Annotated in this window: 1 protein-coding gene; it reads left to right on the forward strand. The window is 66.9% G+C overall.

The genetic code is table 11. The annotated features are described in order from the left end of the window. A partial coding sequence (locus IQ210_RS47020; protein ID WP_265584767.1) for an isocitrate/isopropylmalate family dehydrogenase occupies positions 1–375 on the forward strand: 375 nt, incomplete at both ends.

The following is a 375-nucleotide window of genomic DNA, read 5'->3' on the forward strand; positions in this document are numbered from 1 at the left end:
GTCCGGCGTCTTGGAGCGCGGCTTCCTGCTGAAGCTCCGCTTCCTCTTCGACCACCACGTCAACCTGCGTCCGTCGAAGCTCCTGCCGGGCGTCGAGACGCCCCTCAAGGGCGAGCCGGCGATCGATTTCGTCGTCGTCCGCGAAGGCACCGAGGGCCCGTACACCGGCAACGGAGGCACCATCCGCAAGGGCACCCCGCACGAGGTCGCCACCGAGGTCTCCGTGAACACGGCCTTCGGTGTCGAGCGTGTCGTGCGTGACGCCTTCGCCCGTGCCCAGGCCCGTCCGCGCAAGAAGCTCACGCTGGTCCACAAGAACAACGTGCTGTCCTTCGCGGGCCACCTGTGGACGAACATCTTCAACAAGGTGGCCGA

It is taken from the genome of Streptomyces justiciae (assembly GCF_015163075.1).
GTDB lineage: Bacteria > Actinomycetota > Actinomycetes > Streptomycetales > Streptomycetaceae > Streptomyces > Streptomyces justiciae.